Source organism: Microbacterium sp. PRF11 (assembly GCF_031844085.1).
Lineage (GTDB): Bacteria > Actinomycetota > Actinomycetes > Actinomycetales > Microbacteriaceae > Microbacterium.
In genome coordinates this window covers 589,778-604,733 of sequence record NZ_JAUZUP010000002.1, presented here as the reverse complement: position 1 = coordinate 604,733, position 14,956 = coordinate 589,778, and the positions used below count along the sequence as shown (strand labels likewise).

Below are 14,956 nucleotides of genomic sequence, written 5' to 3'. Positions count from 1 at the left end.
GAGGGTCGTCAGCCCCGTCCAGGCGGACGGGAGAAGCGCTGCTGCAGAAGCACCGCGACCACGATGATGACACCTTTCGCCACCGCCTGGATCGAAGATGACAGGTTGTTCTGGATGAAGACGTTGGTGAGGGTGGCGAAGATCAGGACGCCGAACACGGTCCCGGTGATCGTGCCGCGACCGCCGACCAGCAGCGTTCCGCCGACGACGACCGCCGCGATGACGTCGAGTTCGAGCAGCAGGCCGTTGGTGGAGCTTCCGGCCGTGGTGCGTCCGAGGAACATCACGCCGGCGATGCCGGAGGCCAGCCCCGCGAGGACGTACAGCCACATGACGTGACGCTTGACGTTGATACCGGCCAGGCGGGCGGCTTCGCGGTTGCCGCCGATGGCGACCGTGCGACGGCCGAACGTGGTGCGGTTCAACAGGACCCAGCCCAGGATCGCCACGACGAGGAAGATCCAGATCAGCATGTTCACGCCGAGGATGTCGGCGTTCATGAAGGTGATGAAGCCGCGGTCCTGCACGACGAGGGTGCGGCGCTCGGCGAGGATCTCGGCGAGCCCTCTCGCTCCGACGAGCATCGCCAGCGTCGCCATGAACGCGACCACGTTGCCGTAGGCGATCACGACGCCGTTGATGAGGCCCGCGGCGGCGCCCACGGCGAGCGCGAGCAGCACGAACACCACCCAATGCATCGAGTCGGCCAGGTCCTGCACGACCGCGAGCGTGCCGACGACCGAGGCGAGGCCCGTGACCGAGCCGACCGACAGGTCGATGCCGCCGGCGATGATGACGAGCGTCATCGCCACCGCGATGACGCCCACGATCGAGGCCTGACGGAGGATGACGAAGATGTTGTCGACCGTGAGGAAGGTGCCGGGGGCGGTGATGGCGCCCACGATGAGCATCACCAGCAGGGCCACGACGAGTCCGAGGTTGCGGCCGGCGGAGCCGGAGAAGGCGCGGCGCCAGGCCGGCGTCGAGGCGGGAGTCGGCGTGACGCCGGTCTCGGCGGGAACCGTGCGCACACGGGTCGGGGTGGTCGGCTCGCTCACGCGGCGGATCCTTTCATGACGAGGTCGAGCACTCCGTGCTCGTCGATCTGGTGGGAGGGGAGCGTGCGCAGGATCCGGCCGTCGGCCACGACGAGCACGACGTCGGCGAGACCGAGCACTTCTTCGATCTCGCTCGAGACGACGACGACGGCGTTGCCGGCGGCGGCGAGGTCGCGGATGAGGGCGTAGATCTCGGCGCGGGCGCCCACGTCGACGCCGCGGGTGGGCTCGTCGAGCAGCAGCACGCTCGTGCCGTGGATGAGCCAGCGGGCGAGGAGGATCTTCTGCTGGTTGCCGCCGGACAGGGTGCGCGCCGGGCGGGTGGGATCGGCGGGGCGCAGTTCGAGGGCGTCGATCTGCTCCTCCGCGACGCGGCGGGCGGAGGCGTCGTCCAGGAACCCGCCCTTCGCGAAGCGCGACATCGACGCGAGGGTGGCGTTGACGTAGATCGGCTCGTCGAGCACGAGCCCCTGGCTCTTGCGCTCCTCGGGCGAGAGGCCCACGCCGGCGCGCACGGCGGCGAAGACGGATCCGCGCGGCAGGGCGCGTCCGCGCACGCTCACCTGTCCCCCGGTGGCACGACGAGCACCGTAGACGGTCTCGAGGATCTCCGAGCGGCCCGAACCGACGAGTCCGGCCAGGCCCACGACCTCGCCGGCGCGCACCGAGAACGACACATCGGAGAAGACGCCGGAGAGCGCGAGGTCCTTCACGTCGAGGACGACGGGAGCGTCGTCGGCCACCGGGATGCGCTCGGGGAAGACGTTCGTCACCTCCCGGCCGGTCATGAGGCGGATCAGCTCGGCGGTGGGGGTGTCGGCGGCGGACAGGCCCACGGCGGTGGTCCGACCGTCTTTGAGGACCGTGATGCGATCGCCGATCTCGCGGATCTCTTCGAGGCGGTGCGTGATGTAGACCACGGCGATGCCGGCGGCGGTGAGCTCCCGCACGACGGCGAAGAGGTTCTTCACCTCCTCGCTGTCGAGGACGGCCGAGGGCTCGTCCATGATGATGAGCTTCGTGTCGTGCGACAGCGCGCGCGCCATGCTCACGATCTGCTTGTTCGCCGCGCTGAGCGAGCCGACCTCGGTGTGGGGCGAGAGCGAGGCGTGCCCGAGGCGCCGCAGGAGCTCGGTGGTCTGTCGAGCCGCCTCCGAGCGCTTCGTGAAGCCGCCGCGCGCCAGCTCGTGGCCGAGGAAGATGTTCTCGGCGATGGTGAGCCCGTCGACGACGTCGAGTTCCTGGTACATGGTGGCGATGCCGAAGTCGATCGCGGCCTGGGGGTCGGCGATCTCGACCACCTCTCCCTGCCAGGTGATCTCGCCGTCGTCGGGCCGGTGGACACCGGCGAGGGTCTTGATGAGCGTGGACTTGCCGGCGCCGTTCTGACCGAGGACGCAGTGCACCTCACCGGCGCGGACCTCGAGGTCGACACCGCGGAGGGCTCGAACGCCGGCGAAGGACTTCGTTACGCCGCGGACATCGAGTAATGACGATGCATGGTCAACTTTGATCACGTGGCGAACATAACACGCCGCCTCGCCGTCGCGCGACCCGCATGAATGCATGCCGGACGACCATTCATCCCCACCGCGGGCGGCGTCGCGATCGACGTCATTCGGCGCGCCCCAGCGAGGAATCCCGACTTTTAGCGGGTTGTTATCAAAAGTTGACCACTGGCTCGACACTTCTGCTAGCGTGAGCCGCGTCAGAGTGGACCCTCCCGTACGGATGACCCGGGGCCGCGATGACCCCAGCTGCATCACATTCAAGGAGGAAGAACATGCGCTCGAAGATGAAATCGCGCTCTCGTCTGGCTCTCACCGGCCTCGCTGTGCTCGCATCCGTCGGCCTGCTGGCCGGCTGCACCGGCTCGACCAACGAAGGCCAGAACGTCGTCGACCAGGGCACCACCACCGAGGAGAACGCCGCCGCGGGCGACACCGTCGTCATCGGCTTCTCCGGGCCCGCCGCCGACCACGGCTGGCTCGGCGCCATCAACTCCGGGGCCCTCGCGGCCGCCGACAGCTTCTCGGACGTCGACCTGCGGGTCGCCGAGGGCACGAACGACGTCAACGCGCAGATCGCCGCGGTCGAGACCTTCATCAACCAGGGCGTGGATGCCATCGTGCTCCTGCCCAGCGACGGTGCGGCCCTGACCGAGGTCGCGATCAAGGCGATGAACGCCGGCATCCCCGTCATCAACGTGGACCGCGAGTTCTCCAGCCCGTTCGCGGCTCGATCGACCGTGCTCGGCGACAACTACGGCATGGGCGTGAGCGCCGGCACCTACATCTGCGAACAGCTCGAGGGCAACAGCAGCGCCGTCGTCGGCGAGATCGCCGGCATCGACTCGCTGCCGCTGACGCAGGACCGTTCGGCTGGCTTCGCCGACGCGCTCGCGGACTGCGGCCTGAAGGTCGGCCCCCGCGTGGCCGCCGACTTCACCGTGCAGGGCGGCGAGTCGGCCACCTCGCAGCTGCTGTCGGCCAACCCGAAGATCGACGCCATCTGGAACCACGACGACGACCAGGGCATCGGCGTCCTCGCCGCCGTCACCGCGTCGGGTCGCGACGAGTTCATCATGGTCGGCGGCGCCGGCAGCCGGAACGCCATGGAGGCCATCCAGGCCGACGACTCGCCCCTGAAGGCCACGGTCATCTACCCGTCGACGCAGGCGGCCGACGGCATCGCGCTGGCCCGCTTGATCGCTCAGGGCAAGACCGCGGGCGACCTCATCACGCCCAGCGTTCCCAACCGCATCGTTCTCGACGCCCCCGTCGTGACGAAGGACAACGTCGCGTCCTTCATCGACCTCGCGTTCGAGTCCTGATCGGCCCGGGGCGCCCGCGCACGACGCGCGGGCGCCCCGCTCCCCACAACCCCCGGAAAGAAGTTCCATCGTGACCCAGCCCCTCCGTATCGCCATGATCGGCGCGGGATTCATGGGCGCCGCGCATTCCCAGGGATGGCGCGTGGCCCCCCGCTTCTTCGACCTCCCCCTCGCCCCCGAGATGAGCGTCCTCGTCGGACGCGACGCCGACCGTACGCGGGCGGCGGCCGACACCTGGGGCTGGACGCAGACCTCCACCGACTGGCGCGAGGTGCTCGAGCGCGACGACATCGACGTCGTCGACATCGTCACCCCCGGCGACTCGCACGCCGAGATCGCCATCGCCGCCCTCGCCGCCGGCAAGCACGTGCTGTGCGAGAAGCCGCTCGCCAACACCGCCGCCGAAGCGCGCCGCATGGCCGAGGCCGCGGCATCCGCCGCCGAGAGCGGAGTGCGCTCGATGGTGGGCTTCACGTACCGGCGCCTGCCCGCGACCACGTTCGCCCGCGACCTCATCGCCGCCGGCCGCCTCGGCGAGATCCGCCAGGTGCGCGCCGAGTACCTCCAGGACTGGCTCAGCGACGCCGAGGCCCCGCTGACGTGGCGCCTGCAGAAGGACCGCGCCGGCTCCGGCGCCCTCGGCGACATCGGCGCCCACGCCGTCGACCTCACCGAATACCTCACCGGGCAGCGGCTCACCCGCGTCGCCGGGATCCTCGAGACCATCGTCGCCGAGCGCCCCGTGCTCGCTTCCTCCGCCGGCCTGTCCGGCTCCGCGGGCACCGATCGCGGAGCCGTCACCGTAGACGACCTCGCCCTGTTCACCGGCCGTCTCGAGAACGGCGCGCTCGCCTCGTTCGAGGCCTCACGTTTCCGCCTGGGCCGCAAGAACGCCCTGCGCATCGAGGTCGCGGGCTCCCTCGGCTCGCTCTCGTTCGACCTCGAGAGCCCCAACGAACTGCAGTTCTACGACGCCACCCTGCCTGCGACCGAGCAGGGCTTCCGCCGCATCCTCGTGACGGAGCCCGAGCACCCCTACGTGGGGGCGTGGTGGCCGACCGGCCACATGCTCGGCTACGAGCACGGCTTCTCGCACCAGGCGAAGGACTTCGTCGAGTCCGTCGCCGCGGGCACCGACCCGCGACCGTCGTTCGCCGACGGCCTGCACGTGCAGGAGGTGCTCGACGCCGTCGAGCGCAGCTCCGCGGCCGACGGTGCCTGGACGGGCGTCGAGACCTCTCCCGCCGTGTCCTCGACCGCGGGCGCCGTGCTCGCGGCATCCTGAACCGACCCGAAAGGAGCCGCGCGATGACGCGACCGATCACGCTGTTCACCGGCCAGTGGGCCGACCTCCCCTTCGAGGAGGTGGCCCGCCTCGCCGGCGAGTGGGGCTACGACGGCCTCGAGATCGCCTGCTGGGGAGACCACCTCGACCCGTGGCGCTGGGACGACGAGGCCTACGTGCAGGGCAAGCTCGACGTTCTCGAACGCAACGGGCTGAAGGTGTGGACGATCTCGAACCACCTGAAGGGACAGGTCGTCTGCGACGACCCCATCGACCAGCGCCACCGCGACATCGTCTCGGACCGGGTGTGGGGCGACGGCGACCCCGAGGGCGTGCGTCAGCGCGCCGCGGAGGAGCTGAAGAACACCGCACGGCTCGCGGCCAAGCTGGGCGTGAAGACGGTGACCGGCTTCACCGGGTCGAGCATCTGGAAGTACGTCGCGATGTTCCCGCCCGCCACCGAGCAGATGGTGGATGCCGGCTACCAGGACTTCGCGGACCGCTGGAACCCGATCCTCGACGTGTTCGACGAGGTCGGCGTGCGCTTCGCGCACGAGGTGCACCCCTCTGAGATCGCGTACGACTACTGGACCACCCAGCGCGCGCTCGAGGCGATCGGCCACCGCGAGGCGTTCGGGCTGAACTGGGACCCCTCGCACATGGTGTGGCAGGACATCGATCCGGTCGCGTTCCTCTGGGACTTCCAGGACAAGATCTTCCACGTCCACTGCAAGGACACGAAGAAGCGCCTGACGAACGGGCGCAACGGCCGCCTGTCGTCGCACCTGCCGTGGGCCGATCCGCGCCGCGGCTGGGACTTCATCTCGACCGGCCACGGCGACGTGCCGTGGGAGGACGCGTTCCGCATGCTGAACGCGATCGGCTACGACGGTCCGCTGTCGGTCGAGTGGGAGGACGCCGGCATGGACCGCCTGGTCGGAGCGCCCGAGGCGCTCGGATTCGTGCGGAAGCTGTCGTCGTACGAGCCGTCGGGGGCGGCGTTCGACGCGGCGTTCAGCCAGCGGTAACCGGGGGGCTGCGGAAGCGAGCCACGGGAGGGCCGGATGCCAGGGCATCCGGCCCTTCCGCGTGCCGTTCCCTCGTCGAGTGTCCAGGACACGCCGCATCGCGCCCGGGCGGGACGGCGTGTCCTGGACGCTCGACCTTTGGGGGGCGGCGGGGCGTCAGACGCCCAGCCCCCGCAGCACGAGGTCGCGCACGCCCGCGGCGGGCAGGGACTCGGCGTCGGGCAGCAGGCCGGCGTCGCCGGTGAGGAGCATCGGCCCGTCGCGGCGCGACGACGACAGGCGCCCGTGCGTCCCGCGCACGCACGAAGGGTCGAGCGGCACCGTGCTCATGGCATAGCGCAGGCCGAGCTTCTTCTTGACGAGGTTCGCGCCGGCCTTGGCCTTCGCGAGGCGGTCGGCGGGGTCGAAGAACAGCTCCGCGGGGTCGTATCCGGGCTTGCGGTGGATGTCGACGCCCCGGGCGTACTCGGGCGCCCGCTCGTCGTCGAGCCAGAAGTAGTAGGTGAACCACGCCCCGGGCTCGGCCACGACCACGAGTTCGCCGGAGCGTTCGTGGTCCAGGCCGTACCGCGCCTGCGCCTCGCGATCGAGCACCTCGTCGACGCCATCGAGTCCGCGCAGCAGCGCCGTGACGCGGGGGAGGTCGGCGGCATCCGGGATGTAGACGTGGGCCACCTGGTGGTCGGCGACGGCGAAGGCGCGGGAGGTCCACGGGTCGAGCTGCTCGCGGCCGTCCTGCACGTAGACCTCGAGCAGCCCCTCGCGGCGCAGCGCCCGGTTGACGTCGACGGGGCGGGACGCCTGCTCGATGCCGTACTCCGACACCGCGACCACCGTGTACCCGCGGTCGGCGGCGTCATCGAGCAGCGGCGCGATCGCGTCGTCGAGCTCGCGGGCGGCGCGGTCGGCCTCGGGACCGTTCGGACCGAAGCGCTGCAGGTCGTAGTCGAGGTGCGGCAGATAAGCCATCGCCAGGTCGGGCGCCGGCCCCCACCGCTCGGTGATCACGCCGCGGGTCGCCTCGGCGAGCCACGCGCTGCTCTGGATCGTCGCGGTCGGGCCCCAGTACTGGAACAGGGGAAACTCGCCGAGCGCCCCGACCAGCTGGTCGTGCAGGGTCGCCGGGCGGACGTAGGCGTCGGGGCTCTTGCGCCCGTCGGCGTGATAGATCGGGCGCGGCGTGACGGTGACGTCGGTGGTCGCCCCCATCGCGAACCACCAGCCGAGGTTGGCGGTGCGCAGCTCGGGCCGCGAGCGCCGCGCCGTCTCCCACACCTTCTCCCCCGCGACGAGTCTGTTGTGCTGACGCCACAGCAGCGGATCGCCGAGGCCGCGGAAGTGCCAGCCGTTGCCGACGATCCCGTGCTCGCGCGGCATCGTGCCGGTCAGCATCGTCGACTGCACGCTGCACGTGACGGCCGGGAGGATCGTGTCGAGCCCCACCTGTCCCCCGGCGCGGCCGAGGGCGGTGAGCCGGGGCATCGCGGCGAGCGCGCGCGGGGTGAGCCCCACGATGTCCAGCAGCAGAACCTTGCTCATGCGCGGCTCCTTTCCTCGTTCGTGATCGGTCGTCGGTCGGTCGGCGGGGTCGAGAGCACACGATCCGTTCGAGACGACACGGTCCGGGCCTCCGCGACGGTGTGATTTCGTGCGGATCGGGTGATCTCGGACGGGGCCGCGGATGCCGGGACCCCGGCGAGCGCGTGCGGGAGGTGTGCGTGCACCCAGCGCAGTTCCGCGGCGATGCCGTCGACGAGCGTCTCGGGCTGCAGGCTGTCGGGCAGCACCGACCACGTGTAGGTCTCGACGTCGAGGTGCGCCGCGTCGCCGTGGGGCGCGGCGCGGACGGCGTCGACGGCCGCGACGAGCACCTCGGTCGTGGCGCGGAGCGGGGCAGCGGGCCGGGCGTGCAGGGGGATGTGGACGTGCACACGCCAGGGGCGGTCGCTCGGCCACGGCTCGATGGCGTCGAGCACCTCGGCCAGGTCATCGGCCCGTCGCATGCGCCCTGCCTCGCGCACCTGGTGCACGTAGCGTTCCTCGGCGAAGGGGCGGAGCGCCGCGGCCGTGCGGGGGTCGGCGGGGTCGGGCACCTCGAGGGCCACCGAGGCCTGCACCTTGACGATCCGGATGCCGACGGCGGTCGCGGCCGAGACGGCTCCGGCGGGGTCGGCGAACGACACCGCGAGGTGGCACGTGTCGAGGCAGAGCCCGAGGCGTCCCTCGGCCGTCAACTCGGGGCGGGCGCCGAGCCAGGCCACCACGTCGGCGACGTCGTCGAGGATGCAGCCGGGCTCGGGCTCGATCGCGACGCGCACGGTGCGGCCGGTCTCGCGCTCGAGAGCGGCGAGGCCCTCGACCAGCCGGGAGAGGTGCTGTTCCGCGGCGCGGTCGGCCGCGGCATCCCACCCCGCTCTCCACCCGAGCGGCAGCGTCGAGATGCTCCCCTCGGCGCCGTCGGGCAGCAGGCCCGCAAGGGCCCGCGCGCAGTCGAGGGTGTACTCCAGGCGCTCGGGCGTGGTCCAGTCGGGGCGGTAGACCGCCAGCTTGACGACGTCGTCGTGGAACCCGCGGTACGGGAACGCGTTGACGGTGCGCAGCTCGAGGCCGTTGCGCTCGAGGGCAGCGGCGAGGACCGCCCGGGCGCGCGGGTCGTCGGCGAGGGCGGATGCCACGCCCACCGGCATCCACAATCCGACGCCGAGGCGGTCGAGGCCCGCCGCCCGCCGGATCGGGCCCGCGTGCTCGTCGAGCTGTCGGAGGATACCGGGGAGGTCTTCGGCGGGGTGGACGTTGGTGCAGTACGACAGCTCCACCCTCACGCCCCCTGGCGCGACGCCATGCCGCGCAGCACCGAGTTGCCCGCGAACAGCTCGGGACCCTGGCTCGCGGGGGCGAAGCCCTCGATCGGATCGGTGTTCACCCGGCCGCTCTGGGCGTAGAAGTCGCGGGGGTTGCGCCAGAGGATGCGATCGACGTCGTCGTCGCTGAAGCCGGCGTCGAGCATGGCGAGGCCCGTCTTCGCCGTCTTGAGCGGGTCGGAGCGCCCCCAGTCGGCGGCGGAGTTGACGATCACGCGGTCGAGGCCGATGCGCTGCATGATCGCGACGACGCGGTGCTCGTCCATCTTCGTGTCGGGGTAGATGGAGAAGCCCATCCAGGCGCCGCTGTCGGCGACGGCGTCGACGCAGGTCTCGTTGAGGTGGTCGACGAGCACATGCTCGATCGGGATGCCGGACTCGGCCACGACGTCGAGGGTGCGCTGCGTGCCCACGGTCTTGTCGCGGTGCGGGGTGTGGACGAGGACGGGGAGCTCGAACTCGATGCCGAGGGCGAGGTGCTGCCGGAGGATCTCGTCCTCCTCGGGCGTCATCGAGTCGTACCCGGTCTCGCCGACCGCCACCACGCCGTCCTTGGCGAGGTAGTGCGGCAGTTCCGCCATCACCTCGCGGCAGCGCGCGTCGTTCGCCTCTTTGGGGTTCAGCGCGATCGTGCAGTGGTGGCGGATGCCGAACTGCGCAGCCCGGAACCTCTCCCACCCGATCAGGGCGTCGAAGTAGTCGAGGAACGACCCCACGCTCGTGCGCGGCTGACCGAGCCAGAACGCCGGCTCCACCAGGGCACGGACACCCGCGTCGTACATGGCCTCGTAGTCGTCGGTGGTACGCGCCGACATGTGGATATGGGGGTCGAAGATGCGCATGTCAGGCCCTTTCACGAGCACGGAGGAGGGTGAGGTCGTCGGGGACGGGTTCTGCCGCGGGGGCGATGAGCGCGAGGTCCTCAGGCACGGGTCGGCCCGCGGCGCGACGCTCGGCGGCGAAGCGCTCGGCCATCGCGGCGAGCTCGTCGTCGACACGGGCCTCGAGACCCGAGACGACCGAGAGAGGGATGCCGAGGAACACGCACTTCAACACCCCGTGGCGCCACGCGTGGTCGTCGAGGTGCTCCGCGGCGAACGACCCGAGGGCGGCGGCGACGAGCCGGGTGTCGTTCGCGCGGAGCGCGTCGGCGATCAGCTCGAGACCGGCGTCGCGCCAGTCCGGCGACACAGCGACGATCGCGTCGAGCCCGCGCAGCACGCCCCGCCGCTCGGCGTCGTCGCCGCGGCGGTAGAGCGCGACCGCCACGGCGGGGTCGGCGCCGCTGTCGGCCAGGGCCGCGATGATCGCGGCGCGCGCGGCATCGTCGGCGGTCGGCGCGAAGGGCTCGTCACCGAGGGGTTCGCGGCCCACCTCGCGTCCCGCCGCGGCGAACAGGCGCGCCGCGCGGGTGGCATCCGTCCGCACCTGCTCGACGGCGTGGATGGTCCAGGGGTGTGCGGGGGTTGCAGGCGGTGCGGCGGGTCCCGCCGCGGTCGGTGCGGGCGGTGCCGGCGCGGGCGGTACGGGAAGGGAGGGGATGCCGGGAACGGAGGACGCCGCGGGGGCCGGGGCTCCTCCCCCGGCCGATTCCCCTCCCGCCGCGGCCGGTGCGGCGACCGTCCGCACAGCCGCGGCCGGTCCCGGAGGGGAGGGGATTCGAGCAGCGGAGGACTCTGCGAGGGCCGGGGCTCCTCCCCCGGCCGATTCCCCTCCCGCCGCAATCCCCGCGGGCGCGATGCGCTCCGCCGCCGCCACCAGCGCCGCCATGCTCGCGCGGGCCAGTTCCGGGGCCGCGTGGGCGTGGCGCGGCAGTTCGACCGCGATCACTCCGGCGTACTCGAGGTCGCGCAGGGCCTGGAGGGCGGCATCCAGGTCGAGCTCTCCCTCCCCGAACGGCAGGTGCTCGTGGGCCCCGGGCAGCATGTCGTCGGCCTGGACGTTTCGCAGCAGGGGGCCCGCCGCCCGCAGCGCCCCGACCACTCCCTCGGGTTCGACCACCACGCAGTGCCCGAGGTCGACGGTGAGGCCCAGGTTCGCGGGGTGGCCGAGACGGGCGCGGAGCGCGAGGGCGTCGGCGACGGTCTCGACGAGCATCCCGGGCTCGGGCTCGAGGGCGAGGGTGACGCCCGCGGCGGACGCGAAGGCGGTGAGCTCGAGCAGACGCTCCTCGAGCAGCACACGGGCCTGATCGACCGGGACGTCGTCGGGCACGACGCCGCTCCACAGGGAGACGCAGTCGGCGTCGAGGATCGCGGCGATCTCGACGGCTCGGCGCAGGAACGCCAGGCGCGGCCCGGCCTCGCGGTCCACGAGGGTCGGCCGGTGCTTGCGCAGGGGGTCGAGGAGGTAGCGGGCACCCGTCTCGACGACCACGCGCAGGCCGCGGCGGTGCAGATCCGCGGCGAGCGCCTCGGTCTGCGCGCGCCAGTCGGCGGCGAAGGGGTCGAGGTGCGGGTGGCCGAGGGTCAGCGCGACCGCACCGTACCCGTGGTGCTGCAGCACGTCGAGGGCGGCGGGCAGCGGATGATCGGTGAAGCCGTTCGTGCCGTAGCCCCAGGTCCAGCTCATGTGATGTCTCCCGTCGATCGGCGGCGGCCGAGGAGGCGGCCGAGGGTTTCGACACCCAGCAGGGCGGCGGTGGCGACCGGCGAGCCGGCCCGCGCGGCGAGAGCCGACTGCAGGGGAACGACCGCACGGATCCCGGCGCGGGTCGCGTCCCGCGCCTCGGTCGCCCCGGGCCGACGTGCCACCGCCAGCTGCCCCGGCAGGACCGCGGCGAGGTAGCGCGCTCCCCCGAGGAGCGCGGCGGGGCGGTTCCCCTGACCGAGCAGACCGGATGCCGCGACGGCGACGCTCGCGGCCACGGCGGCGCGGCCGGTGGTCTCGGTGGAGCCGTCGACCTCGCCGCGCGAGATCGCGGTGACCGCCACGGTGTGCGCGGCGACGGCGCCCGCGGGAATCAGGGCGGAGCGCCACCCCGGGCCCGCCGCGCCCATCATCACGTCGAGACCGCGGCACACGGCCATGACCACCGGGCCGGCCGCCGTCGGCTTGAACACGGTGTCGTAGGCCCACAGCGCCCCGGCCAGAGCGATCGCGACCAGGCCCGAGGAGCGACCGGCGACGAAGGCCGAGCCGACGCCCAGAGCGGTGAGTCCCGCGCCGACCGCGAGGGCACGGTCACGGCTGATCCGCCCCGAGGGGATGGGGCGTTCGGGGCGTTCGAGCGCGTCGAGGTCGGCATCCGCCCAGTCGTTCAGGGCCATGCCGGCGCTGTACAGGCAGACCGAGGAGACCGCGAGGGCGCCGACGCGGACGGGGGCGTCCACGCCCGGTCCGCGCGCACTCAGCGCCCCGACGACAGCGTCGCCGAGGACGGTGAGCGAGGCGGGGGCGCGGACGAGGTCGAGGTAGTCCGCGACCCGGGTCACGGTGCGGCGACCCGAGCTGCCGCGACGGCGGCGGCGGTCTCGTGCACCCACGAGACGAAGTGGGCGGTCTGTTCCCCGAAGCCGTGGATGTCGCTGCCCCACGGGTCCTTGAAGAAGCAGCCGAGCGCGGTGACGACACCGGCGTGGCCGGCGCGGGTCGCGAGCGAGAGGGCGCGGACGAGGTCGATGACCAGGGGGGCCGCGAGGGCGGAGTCGTACGCGCTCCACGTGGTCTGCAGCGTCACGCGGCTGCCGAGGAAGCCCGTCGCGCTGACGTGATCCCAGGCCGTTTTGACGTCGCCGAGGTCGGGGACGTTGTCGATGTGCAGCGGGGTCACGACGTCGTCGCCGACCAGGGCGTGCAGGCCGCGGTTCTTCGACACGAGCTTCGAGCGCATCGCCTCGGGGTCGGCCAGGGTCGCGCCGTCGCCGCCACCGAGCAGGTTCGTACCGGCCCAGGACTGCACGCGGAACCCGCGGGCCGTGAACATCGGAGCGAGGACCGTCCGCAGCAGCGTCTCCCCGGTCTTGCCGTCCTGCCCGGCGTACGCGATGCCCGCACGCTCGGCGCGCTCGCGCAGCACGGGGAGGTTCAGGGATGCCGAGGGCGTGAACGCCGCGTACGCGGCACCGGCGGCGATGGCGGCGAGTGCCGCACGAGAGCTCGGCGGGAGGACCCGCACGCCCGGCGTGGTGAGGGCCGTCTGCAGCACCTCCTCGTCCTCGAAGCCGGGGTGGTACGGCGGCAGGGGCTCGGTGGACGAGACGTCGATCACGACCACCTCGCGAAGGTCGTGGCGCTCGCGGAAGTCGACGATGTCGGCCGCGAGCAGGTCGATCTCCTCCTGCTGGGTCGTCGTCGTGGGGACGGTACGGAGGTTCTGCTCGGTCTCGCGCAGGCGATCGGCGACCGCGTCGACGAGGGCCGCCGGGAACATGCCACCGGCGGCGAGCTGCCGCGCGCGCTCCTCGAGCGGGGTGGTCGAGATGTCGTGCCCGCCGACGACGATGTCGGCGATCGCGGGGAACTCGTCGACCTTCACCGCGTCGGTCTCGGTGGTGAGACCCACCGGGGAGGCGGCGCCTGCGGCCAGAGCGTGGATGCCGAGCGTCGCCGTCGTCGCGAGGGAGCCGCGAGCGCCGATGAACCAGGCGCCGACGTCGGCGGTGCGGCGGGTGTCCGTGGTGTTCACAAGGGGTCCGTTCTTCGTTGAGGGACATCGAGGACCGGGACGCGCGACGGCGCAGCTCCGCGGCGCGGGAGCTGTCGTGGTGAGGCGCTCCGGTGGGGGATGGAGAGCGGCTCGTGTGGTTCGGGGGGCTCGTCGTCGAGGTGTCCTGGTGCTTTTCGACGATAGTGAGGCTTTTGCGGAAAGGCAACCAAAAGATGTCGCAATGAGGTGCAATATGCGTCGCCCGCTCGGCGTGGTCGCGCTGGCCGCCGGGGCGGCAGTCAAGGAGCGCGCGGGGCCGGGGCTCAGAGGGTCAGGGCCGGCGGCGCGATCGCAGGTCGCTGCGGCGGGCGCGGGGCGCGCGGGACTCGAAGTTCCGCGGATCAGGCGCGCGGCGGCATCCGCTGATCGAGCCAGGCCAGCAGATCAGCCCGCACCTGCGCCTGCGCGCGCTCGGCGAAGATCTCATGCCGGGCGCCCGGGTACACGACGGTCGTGACGTCGGTCAGTCCGGAGCGACGCGTGTAGGCGTCCGCCAGCTTGTGCACGCTGCGGGGGCCGCCCACGGTGTCGTCACGTCCGACCATGAGCAGCAGAGGGACGTCGCGCCCGAGATCACGCCGGGGCCGGCCGAGGAGCTTCGCCGTCTCGATCGGACCGAACAGGCGCGCGAGCGGCGTGGAGACGGTCAGCGGATCGGCCACGAAATCCCGGCCCACCTGCTCGTCGCTCGACAGCCACTCCATCCCCGAGCCCCGGAGGTGCTTCCACGGGGCGTTGAGATCTCCGGCGTTCAACGAACCGGGGACCCTGAGCGCCGATCCGCTCAGGACGACGGCGTCGAAGGATTCCGGATGCCGATCCAGCAGCATCTGCGCGAGGAACGAGCCCCAAGAATGACCGAGCAGCACAAGGGGGAGATCGCCGTGCTCTTCCTCGATGCGTTGCGTAAGGGTCCAGACGGCATCGCGGGCGGCACCGAGTCCGCCCGGCCCCAGGCGACCGAGCTTGCCGTGATCGCCGGCCCACTGGCGCAGACCGGTGCGGCCGTGGCCCCGGTGATCGTCGGCGTAGACCATGTAGCCCGCGGCCACGAGGGCATCGATGAGCGCACCGTAACGCCCGGCATGCTCGCCCACGCCATGCAGGAGCTGCACGACCGCGCGGGGACGCTCCGCGTCGTAGACGTCGTACACGATCGGGATGCCGTAGGCGTCGACGAACTCGGGCATGGGGGTGAGTTTAGGGGGCGGGGCCGGCGTGGGAGCGGGGTTGGGTGGGGCGG

The 14,956-nt window shown here is 72.1% G+C and carries 12 protein-coding genes; 3 read left to right on the top strand and 9 right to left on the bottom strand.

Features of this window, described 5'->3' with window-relative positions; all coding sequences use genetic code 11:
• Positions 1-8 precede the first annotated feature (8 nt).
• Positions 9-1,058 (bottom strand): ABC transporter permease, encoded by a 1,050-nt coding sequence (locus tag Q9R20_RS08375; RefSeq protein WP_396653672.1) that lies wholly within the window; start codon positions 1,056-1,058, stop codon positions 9-11.
• On the bottom strand, positions 1,055-2,626 hold the full coding sequence (locus Q9R20_RS08370) for a sugar ABC transporter ATP-binding protein (protein WP_396653671.1): 1,572 nt from the start codon (positions 2,624-2,626) through the stop codon (positions 1,055-1,057). The genes Q9R20_RS08375 and Q9R20_RS08370 overlap by 4 nt, the downstream gene beginning before the upstream one ends.
• Positions 2,627-2,841: 215 nt before the next feature.
• Here Q9R20_RS08370 and Q9R20_RS08365 point away from each other — a divergent pair, with 215 nt between their 5' ends.
• The 3 genes from Q9R20_RS08365 (at position 2,842) to Q9R20_RS08355 (ending at position 6,204) form a co-directional block, all read left to right on the top strand.
• Positions 2,842-3,891, top strand: coding sequence for a substrate-binding domain-containing protein (locus Q9R20_RS08365; protein WP_311248903.1), 1,050 nt, complete (start codon positions 2,842-2,844; stop codon positions 3,889-3,891).
• Positions 3,892-3,985: 94 nt separating this feature from the next.
• Entirely contained in the window at positions 3,986-5,176 is a 1,191-nt protein-coding gene (locus Q9R20_RS08360) for a Gfo/Idh/MocA family oxidoreductase (RefSeq protein ID WP_311248991.1), read from the top strand.
• Between the two features lie 23 nt (positions 5,177-5,199).
• Positions 5,200-6,204, top strand: a complete 1,005-nt coding sequence (locus tag Q9R20_RS08355) for a sugar phosphate isomerase/epimerase family protein (RefSeq protein WP_311248902.1) — start codon at positions 5,200-5,202, stop codon at positions 6,202-6,204.
• Between the two features lie 156 nt (positions 6,205-6,360).
• On the opposite strand, the gene Q9R20_RS08350 is transcribed toward Q9R20_RS08355, so the two are convergent.
• From Q9R20_RS08350 to Q9R20_RS08320, 7 genes are all read right to left on the bottom strand, one after another.
• Entirely contained in the window at positions 6,361-7,743 is a 1,383-nt protein-coding gene (locus Q9R20_RS08350) for an alkaline phosphatase family protein (RefSeq protein WP_311248901.1), read from the bottom strand.
• The gene (gene eboE, locus Q9R20_RS08345) at positions 7,740-9,026 is read right to left on the bottom strand and encodes a metabolite traffic protein EboE (RefSeq protein WP_311248900.1); all 1,287 of its coding nucleotides are present in this window, start codon (positions 9,024-9,026) and stop codon (positions 7,740-7,742) included. Before eboE ends, Q9R20_RS08350 begins: the two co-directional genes overlap by 4 nt.
• Positions 9,023-9,907, bottom strand: coding sequence for a TatD family hydrolase (locus Q9R20_RS08340; RefSeq protein WP_311248899.1), 885 nt, complete (start codon positions 9,905-9,907; stop codon positions 9,023-9,025). The genes eboE and Q9R20_RS08340 overlap by 4 nt, the downstream gene beginning before the upstream one ends.
• Before the next feature lies 1 nt (position 9,908).
• Entirely contained in the window at positions 9,909-11,636 is a 1,728-nt protein-coding gene (locus Q9R20_RS08335; RefSeq protein WP_311248898.1) for an EboA domain-containing protein, read from the bottom strand.
• The gene (locus tag Q9R20_RS08330) at positions 11,633-12,499 is read right to left on the bottom strand and encodes an SCO3242 family prenyltransferase (RefSeq protein WP_311248897.1); all 867 of its coding nucleotides are present in this window, start codon (positions 12,497-12,499) and stop codon (positions 11,633-11,635) included. The genes Q9R20_RS08335 and Q9R20_RS08330 overlap by 4 nt, the downstream gene beginning before the upstream one ends.
• Positions 12,496-13,692, bottom strand: coding sequence for an inositol-3-phosphate synthase (locus Q9R20_RS08325; protein ID WP_311248896.1), 1,197 nt, complete (start codon positions 13,690-13,692; stop codon positions 12,496-12,498). Before Q9R20_RS08325 ends, Q9R20_RS08330 begins: the two co-directional genes overlap by 4 nt.
• Positions 13,693-14,054: 362 nt before the next feature.
• Entirely contained in the window at positions 14,055-14,903 is an 849-nt protein-coding gene (locus Q9R20_RS08320; RefSeq protein WP_311248895.1) for an alpha/beta fold hydrolase, read from the bottom strand.
• Positions 14,904-14,956 lie beyond the last annotated feature (53 nt).